Genomic DNA, 11,787 nt, shown 5'->3' with positions numbered 1-11,787 from the left:
CGTCCAACTTGATACGAACAATCTCGGGTTGATCTTCGTCCATATAAATACCTCACCATTCTTATGATGAGGTCATGATACCGCTTGGCAATTGAGAGGGATAGGCGGTCTGTTATTAGGTGCTTACGTCTGTCGGATTCTCAGACAACCGCTTAATCAGGGGACTGAAGAAGGGGTGGTTCACCCTAACCGATGATCCTGAAATTATTAAAGGTCTCAAGCGTGACTCCAACACGGGAATTTACAACATACCAGACGTGCAGACGTTTGACCGTGTAACTAAGCAGTTGGAGACCGCCGCCAAGCGGACAACCAAATGTTTTGAAGATGTAAAGTAACGACCGGCCATGCAGAAATGCATGGCTTTTTTGTTGAACGTTAGGCAGGTACAACACTATTAAATAACAAAATCGGGTCAGTTACGATCCAGTTACGCGTAACCGGTCAATGTATGCATAGATTCACAATATGCGTGATAGGCATTGCGCCACAAACGATACAACATGTGAAACTCGTATGTTCGATTCTCCGGAATCGTAACTGCCGAGTAACTGGTCGTAACTACTGGGCTTTGAAATGTATTCAAAGCATGAACATTTCGGTGAATTGTTTGCAAATCGTAGTAGGGGGAAAATTGACGGTTTTGGCGCCGTTTTCCCCAAAACTTTCCCCCAAGCCTAAAGCTTGTTATTAAATGCTATTGGGGGAAAGTATAGCAGGCAAGGCATAAATGCGTCCTTCAAACTTTCCCCCATTTTTTAGGGCAATTGCGCCCATATTCAGGTCGATATATCCCAATTTTATGAGAATGAGTCACATTCAATTGTAATCTGTAACTGGCCGTAACTGCACAAGTGATTGTTAAAAAAAGCTCTGTAACCATTGCAAATGCTGAATTTGTACGTAATGTGTAGATTGTGACAGTTACGGTGTAACTGGATCGTAACTGCAACCAAAACCGCATAGCACCGGCGTTTATAGGCTATTTATGAGAGATATATAGTTAAATAGTTACTTTTATAAAAACAACCTTGAAAAACTTTCCCCTGTACTTTCCCCCGCATACTTCCCCTTTTGTTATTTATTTGGACCTTGGGGGAAAGTTTGGGGGAAAGTTTTATATAGCAAAAGTTCTGAGCGTAACTGCAAATCACTTAATATAACACGTATTCGATAACAGTGGTTGGTTTTGGGTTCTGTGGGCGGGTGGCAGCGACTTGCTGGCGGTGCCCCGTGGGGTGGTCGCGGTGGACGACTGGTGCAAGGTCGCGGCAGGTGATGACGAGCAAATGACTTGGATTGGGTGTTGTGGCCATTTGGCGAGACTTATGTGCGTACACCGTGTGGTCGTGACTCAGATTATAGATACATGGCTGTTTTACTATGGTTGTCGGCCTTTGTGGTTTTGCACCTGCTTATAGGCTGCACCGGGGATTCTCCGCGTCAACAAGCGCGGGGCGGAAGTTACCTGATTGCAAGGTAAAGTTGTGCGCTATGTGATAAAACGCCGTAGGGCGGATTATAACGCGATATACGGCGTCCGCCAGCATCTATCTGTGGCGCTTTTCCATTTCCAACAGTAGGAAACGGCTTGCCGTATGGACGTTTTCGGGTAGTGCCCCGTGAGCCAATCGCGGCGACGTTGCGGTGCATAGAAGATGCAGGTGTGCGTGTACACGAATCCGATCGTTGGTATCGCATCGTGTTGAATCACGTGTGGCGATAGGTCGCCATGTGGTCACAAATGGGATCTGGCTTGGCTGCTTGACGATTTGTTTTTGTTACTTTGCGAACGGCACCTGCATCTATCATGCACCTGAATCGGACCTCGTGGACAAGCGCGGGGCGCACGGATAAGTGCGATCACATACTAAGTTGCACACAATGTAAAACCATTTGTGACCGGCCATGAGGCGCAATCTGCATAAATCAGCGTCACTGGAAGAACGACTTTAGCGTTAACAGAGTGAATTTAATCGCGGTGCAGACGCTGCAATAACTACATGGCAGGGATAAGCACAAACAACAACCAGCCGACAAAGATAATCAGCAAACCAGAGATCACCATCGATAGCCGTAGTATCACTTTATTCTGTTTCTTGATGCCAATGGATAGCATCACAAGTGCGATCAAAAGAACTAGGAGCAAATATTTTGTCATGTCATCCTCGCTTGTCATCAGATATTAAGCAGTGAAAGTACACAGATACTTGAGTCCTTGTAAAATGAAATCACCACAAGATCATACACAAGGAGAACTCGGCTATGAGTCCGTACAAACATCTTACCCTAAAAGAACGCGAAACGATACTACTTGGCATCAATAATGGATGGACACAAGAACTGATTGCCAAGGAGATTGGTCGTTCTAAGAACACTATTAGTCGCGAGGTCTCCCGCAATGGCGGGTGGAACAACTACTCTGTGGCAGATGCCCATGCTCGTTATCAGGATGTACGTCAGGGTTTTCGACGTCATCGAATTCTCGACCGTCCAGAAGTACGCGAACGTGTAATCACCTACATCACGCAGTATGATTGGTCTCCTGAACAAATTGCGGGACGTCTGCGACATGAAAATAGTACGATTCAAATCAGCTATCCGACGATCTATCGTGGAATTTATCGTGATAACCTGGGCGTTCCACGAAAGAACCATGGCGCACGTGGTATTCCGTGTCAGTTACGGCATCGTGGCAAGACCCGCAAAGTGAAAGGAACCATCAATGAGCGGCGGGGTCGTTTCAACGATGTCCCGTCAATTCATGAGCGGCCGTTGTCCGCAGAGAATCGTAGTTGGTTTGGTCACTGGGAAGGCGACACTGTACGCGGTAAAACTGGTCGCTCCGCCCTTGTCACACTCGTTGACCGTAAGTCACGCTTTCTTCTATCGATGCGAGTTGCGAAGGTTAACGCAGATAACGTCAAGGATGCTATGGTTGCGCTGTTAGGCGCCCAACCGGGAAATCGAGTGAGAACCATCACTCCAGATCGAGGAACTGAATTTGCGCGCTATCGTGAACTGGCTCAAGAACTCAACACGTTGGTCTTCTTCCCTGATCCCCATGCGCCACAGCAGCAAGGAACAAATGAGAATACCAACGGGCTCATTCGGGAATACTTTCCAAAGAACACGGACTTAGACTTACAAAGCGATGAAGCCATAGAAGCCTTCGTTGAACAACTGAATAACCGACCACGCAAGGTCTTAGGCTGGAAAACACCATCCGAAGTTTACCTAGGCAAAAAGTTGCACTTGAGTTGACAATTCGTCGCACATAAAAAGTCCGGCCAAGGTATGTTTGGTCGGACTTAGTTTCGTATTTGGTTACTTGAAGAGATCGCCAAAGTCATCATCGTCATCGTCAAACGGGTTGTTTGACTTTGGTTTGACGGTACTTGATGACGCGGCATGCCCCATTGGTGCTTTGGACGGCTCAACTTTCGGTTTGTTGCCGCTCATTTGCGCGGTATGAGTGATCTGATTCTTGGCCGGTTCACTCGATGGCTTAGAACCGCTTGTAGGAGTCGCATGACCCATCTGCGGCTTGGCTTGATCACCTTTAATGTCGGCAACGTGCGCTTGCTGTTGTGGGTGTTGCTGATTTGCTGGTGTCGTGTGAACTGCTTGTGGTGCTGAACCGGTTGGCTTTGGTGCATTGGCTGATGCAGGCGCAACGGTCTTTGTGTCAGTGTGTGGCGTACTTGGTGCTTTTGCCGGTTGCGTTTTTGGTTGCGCGGCGTCTGTCTTTGGCTCATTTTGTTTATCTTCATCAGCAAAAGCCAAGGGCATCTTTTCGTTGATCGCGTGCTTGAGGAGTTCGCTTTCTTGAGGATCTTTGTAAATTTCCTCGGTCAGCTTGAGCGCATTTACGAGAGTATCATGATCTTTTTGTGTAAGCAGTTCTGCATTTTTGCGATTTGTTGTTGCGCGAACTGCCGCATGTTTCGCGTCACGTACTGCTTGCTTCTTTGCAAGCTCGTCTTTTTTTGCGTCGTCGATGAGCTTCTTTGAGTTCAGGTACGACTCATAGTAGTGCATTGCAACTTCGAGTGACAGATCAATTTTCTTTTTTAACGATTCAGTGTAATCCATTGAGAGCACTTCCTTAGCTAGATTTATGTGGTCTCTTCTTATTATACGAATATAAATCGACCATATAGCAAATCACGAAAAAAGATTTCGTGTACTCGAAATTAATCCGTGACGGGTTTGCTAGTGATTCATTTATTGTTTTGCCTTTCACCACTTCCTGATCACTAGTGATGAGCTTTTGATTTGGCCAATGACGGTTTCGTATAAGGTATTTAGCGTACTTGGACTTTTTGTTGGCATAGATTGAGTCACGGATGAGTTATCTTTGATTCACTTCTGGTATCAATTCGCGTCTATCTACGATGATAGAAACTTTGGTTTTTGGTCTTAGGCTTTTATGTTTTGGGCCAACCGATGACTAGACATGAGTATGTTCATGCATCGGTTGACCCATTTCTTTTGGTGCGGCGTAGCAACATGAGGGGGGCGTAGCAACCTGAACTTTGCGTAGCTGCACCGGGCAAGGCGTACGAAATGTGCGCCTTGCCATGGGAAATGTGTCGTCGCCGATTTCTGGCAGACGCATTTTCCACCTGGACGGCAACAAGCGCAACGCGCTTGTGGGTGACGGACGGGACCAAATGCAATCGCGAGCTGGCGAGTGATGTGCGCATTTGGTTGTCGGGAGTGGTCAGGCGCAAGCCTGAACATGGACGACTGGCAGACATTTTTGAGGCATGCACCTTGCCGAAAAATATCTGCCAAGGATCGCAACGCGATCCGCGCGACGAGCAGGAGCGTGATAGCCAGCAACGCTGGCGTGCACATCGACCGATGCCATGAACACTTTGAGCAGGCGAAAAGTGATCAGGCTGACTCAACGGCGGAGCAAGTTGAGGCAAGGGAGGTGTGCAGGAGCCGCGGAGCGGCGGGCGGCTTGCCAACGGCAAGTACCGCCCGGAAAGTGTCCAGAGAAAACCGGATGCGTAAGCAGCTGGTGTTCTTTGGGGACCCAAGCGGAGGATTACAAGCAACGCGACGTAATACATAGCGATGGGTTCTCAGAAGGTATCGTTCTTTGGGTTTTGACGTATTGAGTCTTTGATCTTGGCGGGCTTTGCACTTGGTTTGCCTGCACTTCAACTTTGATACATCTGCCTTTGAACTTTGAATCACTTTTGTTTTGCACTTTAATCACGTTGCTGTGCCGGATTGACACATATGGTCGTGTTTGATGTTGTAAAATATATCATGTAAGAACTTTTTAGATGAAGAGAGTTGATTCAAGATGGTCAAGCAAAAGATCACATCAATCCGATTAAATGATGTCGAACGCAGGGTGCTAAGTGAAAATGCCGCGCTCTACGGTTTAACAATGACCGCGTACCTGAAACGTGTTGCGATGAAACAACGACTGATCCAGCCAATCTTTAGTCTTGAGGAGGGCGCACATGCGCACGCACGACTCGATACGATTGGCCGTGATTTAAACTCTTGCGCGCACGTGATGCATTCATCACGTTTCAAAGGCGGTCACGTGAGTGATGCAGATTTGAAAAAGCTATACGCGGAAGTCATCGAGGTTCGCAACTTGGTTCATGATCTTAGCAGTGAAATTGTTGCACGGCGGTCGCGCAATTATGACTTAAGCGTAAGCGACGACGACTAACAAGAGATGAGGTGATTGACGATGCCGGTTATAAAAAAGGTTACGAATGGGGCGTCAATCGCCGGCGCAATCAACTACGCGCAATCGAATAAAGTTCGTGAAGAAACAATCCAGTGGCTGGAAAGTAGTGGCGCCGATCCGGAGTTGATCGAACTTGCTAAGAAGTCGCGAGCAATTTTTACTGACGGTGTGCGTTGTGATCCGTCCGATGCGAAAAACGAAATGATTCAGACGCGTCATTACTTTGGACATGGCGGTTATAAAAATCAGGTTTCTCGATCTGTTTTCTCATTTTCCAAAGATGAAGTTGACTCAACTGATCCGCAACAATTGTTACACGCGCTTGACTATGTTAGTGCCGTCATCGAGAAAGCTTATCCGACTTATGAAAGTTTTCTAGCACTTCACATCGACGGCAAAAGTCATCTTGCGCATGTCCACGTCATCACTAACAAGGTCAACATGGAAACTGGCAAGGTGATGAATTTCGCGTACGGCCAGCAGCAGGAATTGCTGCGTTCGTTAAACGACGCGATGTGCAAAGATTTTGGTTATACTGTGCCAGAAAAAACATCCACGCTTGCACCAGAGCGATACACAGCCAAGGAACTTAAGTCGTTAGATCAGGGCGTTTATGACCCACGCGTTTATATTAAACAGCGTTTGGATGACGCGTTGCTTGATCCAAGTGTGTCTGGTTTAGATCAAGTACAAGCGAAACTTGCAGAACCACAGCAAAACAGTTTTACACAACCTGATGAATCTGGTGCGCTCAAGCAGGATCGTTTAGCCGTTGAAGTGCGCGCAAATAAAACGGGTGCCTTGACTTATGTGATTCACCATTTGGACGTTGAGTCATCTCGCAAGCGCAAGCCTGGTGCTCCAGCAAGAGAATGGGTTGAGCGTGTGCACGCATCAACACTTGGCTCCGTGTATAGCATCGATGAAATGACGAACTTTATAGAAGGACGAGTGACGCAAGATGAGTTACAAAGACAAACAGACCAACACAAAGAAGACGAACGTATCATCGACAGCACAATTGCCGACAGTGCACCTAACCGAACCGCAATTGAAGAAACTAGTATCGCAAGTGACGACGCAACTCCTCAAGAGCCCGGCCATGACGAAACTCATCGCGACACAAGTGATGGAGCAAATGAGCTCCGAGAAGATGACCAATCAGATTCAATTGACGATCCAGAAGACAGTGGAGCGATCGATCTCACAGAGCTCGTTGCGGCAAGCAATGAGCAAGTCCGTGCAGACAGAAGTCGCCTCGAGGCTCAGGCTAGACGATCTCAAGATCTTGGCGCGGAACCTGAGGACACAACGCGAAGCTCTGATCAAGGAGCTAGCCGGGGAGCGGGGGTCGCTGACTCAGGATATCGACAGACTAGCGATGGTTCGGACGGGTACACAAACAACGTTGAGCTCGATCCAACAAGCTTTGAACCGGTTCGAACCACTGGACAAAGACGTGCAAAATATGATGACGTATGGGCCGTTGTTGAACCAGACCGTGGAAGACGCGAGGCAGATTCTGAGCGAGATGTCTTCTCAGGCGGATACGCTCGAAAATCTCCTTGGCCAACTGCAAGCCACAAGTCTGCCTTCTCAAAGCTAATTTATCCAGCCATGCGCGCCACTTCAAGGGTTAAGGCAGTACTTCATAGTTTTGAAGAAGGTCTTGCCAGAGCCCGTGAGCGCGCCGCACAAGCGGCACAGCGGGTTACTCAGTTCATCAAAGATAAGCAACATCGTGATGATGAACGCAAAGTCCAGCAAGATCAGCGTGAACGGGTTGCCCATCCTGAAGTTCTTGGCTCCGAGCGTGATCAAGTGGATGAGGAAATCGCGGCATCCAAACGGCAAGCAAGTTGGAGTGTCTTGGCCGACAAGAATATGGCTATACGTGACAAGTACGATCATATCCGTAGTGCGTACGGGCAACCTCCCGTCACGGATAAAGAGTGCCAAACCGTCTATCAAAAACATAGGGCTTGGCGCAAGCTCGACCGCCCATTCGCTTTGACGACAACGCAAACGCCACTCGGGCCTTTGCCATCTGGTGAGTACGGCAAAGTCGTGTTCAACTATGACTCACTCGTTCAACAGGGTCTTGCACCTAAGATGTCTAGTGAGGCCATCGCCAAACAGGAGAATTCCAAGCGTCGTAAAGCCAAGTACACTGCACAGCGCGCCTTTCAAGTTGCACTGGTTGGCCTGGATGCGCTCAACGGCGGGGGCTCAACCGGCGGTCAGCCCGCGGCGCGGGTACCAGGTGCTAAGACTGCACTGGCCAAAGTCGCATCGTCTGAAAAGACTGGTGAGCGCACTGCACCTGAGCATGGCGCCGAATCCATGCCGGAACCGTCAGCGCCACATGACCTTCCGGGTAACTAGAAAATGAAATCCCGGCCAAGGTGAATTTTGGTACTTCCAGTACTGGTCATAAAGCGCGTCTAAGCAGAGTTTAGAAACGTTGATATATCAGACTTTGTAGGGATAAATATTTGGAAATATTTGAATTAGCCCTCGGTAGCGAGAACAAACAAAAACTAGTACCAAGAAGAGGCCCTCACCGACATTTGTTTCATATCATGAGGGCCTTTGTCTGTACCTTCCGGGCGACCTTTTGGACTTTCGTTCGACTATTCAGCACGATCACGGCCTCACCAGCTTGGGTCTGTTTGTGGCTTTTGCGCAAGTGTCAGTGCACGTTGCGCGTCGCCATGATATTGTTATGACCAAATCGGCAAGCGAAGTATGGAACAGCTACCCCAGATACCAGGAAGAAGCTTAGTATGTGTATGATGCAAGCCGTGAAAACTGATTTGGTCATCAGGCTCAATCGCAACTCGATTCTGAAACCGATGCAAGGACGGATTAACCAACTGGATTTAGGCCTTGCGACTAGAGCCATTAGAAAAGTCAGCAATTTCCGTCGATATTAGCAAGTGAGCAGTTAACTAATTGGTTAAAACATGTACGTAAAAGTTTGATTCACCTTCTTCTCTACCCGCATATCCGACAATGCCAGTTGCTGTCCTTATCGTAATCTCAACAGGAATACTTTCTGGTAAATCATTAGTAGCAGCCGAAGCAACAAAGCCTAGCAAGCTTTGAATTTCTGATTCGCCAAAATACTGAGCTTCTACCGTGCAGTTTAATCCATAAATTTGTTGGTTCCTAAAACGCGCTTGTGCAGTTATTGATGGCACCTTGGGAAAGGCTTGTTTGATGTTTTTTGTAAAATTGTTGAATTGACTAGATAGATCAGGCGAAATGGGCTTTTGAGATTCAACAACCGGGAGCATTTGATTTACTTCATTAGTTGGGATCCATGCAGACATTTTGTTGTTTTTATAGGTTGCATGCATGACGTATGTTCCGCCAATCAGTTCATCTGTATCGGCTAGATTATAAATTCCAATGAAGATGGGAACAGGTGATTGTTTTTTTGAACGCAATAATTTTTCAACTCGTTGAGCAATAATTGTTGATACTGAGACGCCATATTTTACCGCCGTAGTTGTTTTAATTTTTTGTTCATAATATGCACCATACTGTATTTTCTGATAGGTGTCAGTTGACTTTACACCTATTCCAATGCTAATTCCTGCAAGTTGGCTGTCTTTCCCGATGTAATTTTGTTCGATAATATTTCCTATGATTACGGGAGTTCGAGTCGAGCGGTTTGAGTGACGTGCCGGGTTTAGTCCAGTCGGGTATGTTGGATCAATAGGGTCAGCAAGATCGGGATTGCCCTTTCGTGCTAACCATTGAGGCAATATGGTGTTAGTGATTAGTTGTCCCTCAGAAAACTTGTATTTATCTGATGGAAATATACCAGAGGAGAAGCGCTTCAAGTCCGATTGCATACTTTCTATATTGAAATACCCATTAGACTGTGTTGAATTCGCAATGACCTCCTCCCGGGCAGCCCCGGTTTCATACTTTCCATCTGTAACATTGAAGCGATAGTCTTTGTGTGTTGAAATAACACTTGTCACATTCGAACCACTTACCTTGGCGCTTGTATCATCCACAACTTCTTTTGCACTACAAGCCGATAGCATAATCACCAATACAAGTAGCACTGGAATTTGAATACACATCTGAATGTCCTCACTTATGTAAGAGTTGTAACAACCAATTCACTGTGATTATAAGCAAAAATACTCGCGTTGGAAATAACAATATCTAGATATCAACAGAGGTAACGGTATATCTGGGATAATAATGGGCTGGTTATGAACACTGAAAAAGCACTTAGACCCAGCTAAGTGCTTGTTGTTACTTGTTAATACTGATGGTTAAGCTTGTTCACTACAACTTCGGTCTGATTTATGAATTATTTGGACTGCCAGATGCGACCACCACACCGTTAACATAGTACGTATAATACGTTGTGTATTCACGGAAATTGTCAGGATCAAAACTGTCCGGGGTGATCACGACCCGTTCTTTTTGATCAAAAGTTCCACCTGTAGGAATCGTAATGGTAACCGTTTTCCCATCAGTGGAGGTTGATGTAAGGTCGAACCACAACCCGCCAGAACCCTTTTGTTGTCGAATGGAATTAGATAGGATAACTTCTAAAGTCGTGGACAGCACAGAATCTGCATTTGGCTGTCCCATCTCAGATGCCGGGGGTGTGTCATTGGCACTTGCAGACACCTGATTATTCGTTGAACCGGCGAAGCATAATATACCTGTAGCAACGACAGAAGACAGGATAACTTTGCTATTTAACATCAGTGGTCCTCCTCTTTTCAGTTGTTTAGATTTGTTTGAAGCAGCGCTCCCGGTTACGGAGTATACGTTGCAAGCACACTGCCGTTATACGTCCATGTGGTTACATCCACATAGCTTCGATGCTTCATACCATCTTTCCCATCCCATGTTTTTAGGTAATCTTGATACGATGTTGAGGAACTGAGTAACGCAGGATTCATAAAATTGATGGTCTTTGTTTGCTTTGACGAAGAAATTAAGGTCCAGCCCTCACCAGGAACGTTCATTTGTTCTACGATTACCCCAACCGTAACTTCTTCGGTGAACGATAATACTGACTCGTTAGAATTGGAGATCATTTCTTTGGGAATATCGGTTGTTTGTTCAGTCGCACGTGCAGTTAAAGTGGGAAATCCGATGGTGCAAAATGAGATCCCAGTAACAAGCGTTAATAACATTTTACGTGACATCATCTGGGGTTCCTCCTCTTAGCGGTGGGGAAAGTTTGACGTTATCTATTTGATGATTAAATCAAACCAATTTCTTCCCACATTGGTTCAGGTGAAGGTACAATGATCATGTTGGTTCCTCCTTTCTGATTGTCAATTGTGTCATATCAATACCATAAGTATACATGAATTCGTTTGCGCATCTAAAGTTGCCACGTAATCCAACACATCTTTACAATGAATTTACAAACGTGGGGGGCGTGATTCAATCTCGGATGTGGCCAATTGGTTAAACAGCAACAGGAACCACGGCGTTTGTTTCAAGCTACGTTGTATGCAAGGGCCATCAAATAGAATACATTGGCGTCTTTTGAACGAAATAGTCCTCAGGTCTCATCTGCGCTGTTTAATGAATAATTCCAAATTACGGATGCTCGTTTGGAACAATTAGAGTTCTTTCTTGCGGATGCAGACTCGTTTGTAGAAGAAGGGTCATTACATGGGGGGCTATCCGAAGAATTGTCCGCCAAGCAGCATCAGGGGGGAAGACTAAGACGCGAAATCTGCTCTTGACATCTGTGTTCTTGAGATTCAAGCGTATCTCAGCCTATTGCTGTGATAACCATCTGTATGACGGCGTGTCATACCAATCTTGCGTGTTGAGTTTATCTCCGTCACTCGAGATTAAAGTCTGCTAGGTTCCTTATTGTGATTGATTATTTGATGATTATGTAAGAAACCCATAAAAGATCTCAAATCAATAGTGACCCCGCGTTTTACAATCAAGTTAGCCACTATCGTTAGCACTCAGACAAAATAAAAAACACCAAGTCGATACGACCTGTTATCATTAAAGTTCCTACACAATTAATGAAAGAGGTATCGTCTTGATGC

General features: G+C 46.2%; 7 protein-coding genes. 3 read left to right on the top strand and 4 right to left on the bottom strand.

Annotation, left to right across the window (positions count from 1 at the left end; translation table 11 throughout):
* Positions 1-2,265 precede the first annotated feature (2,265 nt).
* Positions 2,266-3,264: an IS30 family transposase gene (locus tag ACGG90_RS14660; RefSeq protein WP_390410543.1), complete on the top strand. Its 999-nt coding sequence runs from the start codon at positions 2,266-2,268 to the stop codon at positions 3,262-3,264.
* A gap of 63 nt (positions 3,265-3,327) precedes the next feature.
* Here the strand turns inward: ACGG90_RS14660 and ACGG90_RS14655 are convergent, their stop codons facing one another.
* A complete protein-coding gene (locus ACGG90_RS14655; protein ID WP_390410541.1) occupies positions 3,328-4,095 on the bottom strand; it encodes a hypothetical protein in 768 nt (255 codons plus the stop codon).
* Between the two features lie 1,228 nt (positions 4,096-5,323).
* Here ACGG90_RS14655 and ACGG90_RS14650 point away from each other — a divergent pair.
* Positions 5,324-5,704 (top strand): plasmid mobilization protein, encoded by a 381-nt coding sequence (locus ACGG90_RS14650; RefSeq protein ID WP_390410540.1) that lies wholly within the window; start codon positions 5,324-5,326, stop codon positions 5,702-5,704.
* A gap of 21 nt (positions 5,705-5,725) precedes the next feature.
* Positions 5,726-8,110, top strand: a complete 2,385-nt coding sequence (locus ACGG90_RS14645; RefSeq protein WP_390410538.1) for a relaxase/mobilization nuclease domain-containing protein — start codon at positions 5,726-5,728, stop codon at positions 8,108-8,110.
* Positions 8,111-8,676: 566 nt separating this feature from the next.
* On the opposite strand, the gene ACGG90_RS14640 is transcribed toward ACGG90_RS14645, so the two are convergent.
* From ACGG90_RS14640 to ACGG90_RS14630, 3 genes are all read right to left on the bottom strand, one after another.
* The gene (locus tag ACGG90_RS14640) at positions 8,677-9,825 is read right to left on the bottom strand and encodes a CamS family sex pheromone protein (protein WP_390410536.1); all 1,149 of its coding nucleotides are present in this window, start codon (positions 9,823-9,825) and stop codon (positions 8,677-8,679) included.
* Positions 9,826-10,054: 229 nt separating this feature from the next.
* Entirely contained in the window at positions 10,055-10,465 is a 411-nt protein-coding gene (locus ACGG90_RS14635; RefSeq protein WP_390410534.1) for a hypothetical protein, read from the bottom strand.
* 53 nt (positions 10,466-10,518) lie between these two features.
* On the bottom strand, positions 10,519-10,917 hold the full coding sequence (locus tag ACGG90_RS14630) for a hypothetical protein (RefSeq protein ID WP_390410533.1): 399 nt from the start codon (positions 10,915-10,917) through the stop codon (positions 10,519-10,521).
* Between the last annotated feature and the right edge of the window lie 870 nt (positions 10,918-11,787).

It is taken from the genome of Lacticaseibacillus jixiensis (genome assembly GCF_042847315.1).
Taxonomy (GTDB): Bacteria; Bacillota; Bacilli; order Lactobacillales; family Lactobacillaceae; genus Lacticaseibacillus; species Lacticaseibacillus jixiensis.
Note: the sequence above shows the minus strand (reverse complement) of the source record. Positions and strands in the feature narration are given on the sequence as shown.

Bases quoted from the DNA above. Each gene is read 5' to 3' on its own strand.
- ACGG90_RS14660 (WP_390410543.1), top strand. From the start codon at position 2,266: ATGAGTCCGTACAAACATCTTACCCTAAAAGAACGCGAAACGATACTA.
- ACGG90_RS14655 (WP_390410541.1), bottom strand. From the start codon at position 4,095: ATGGATTACACTGAATCGTTAAAAAAGAAAATTGATCTGTCACTCGAA.
- ACGG90_RS14630 (WP_390410533.1), bottom strand. From the start codon at position 10,917: ATGATGTCACGTAAAATGTTATTAACGCTTGTTACTGGGATCTCATTT.
- ACGG90_RS14645 (WP_390410538.1), top strand. From the start codon at position 5,726: ATGCCGGTTATAAAAAAGGTTACGAATGGGGCGTCAATCGCCGGCGCA.
- ACGG90_RS14635 (WP_390410534.1), bottom strand. From the start codon at position 10,465: ATGTTAAATAGCAAAGTTATCCTGTCTTCTGTCGTTGCTACAGGTATA.
- ACGG90_RS14650 (WP_390410540.1), top strand. From the start codon at position 5,324: ATGGTCAAGCAAAAGATCACATCAATCCGATTAAATGATGTCGAACGC.
- ACGG90_RS14640 (WP_390410536.1), bottom strand. From the start codon at position 9,825: ATGTGTATTCAAATTCCAGTGCTACTTGTATTGGTGATTATGCTATCG.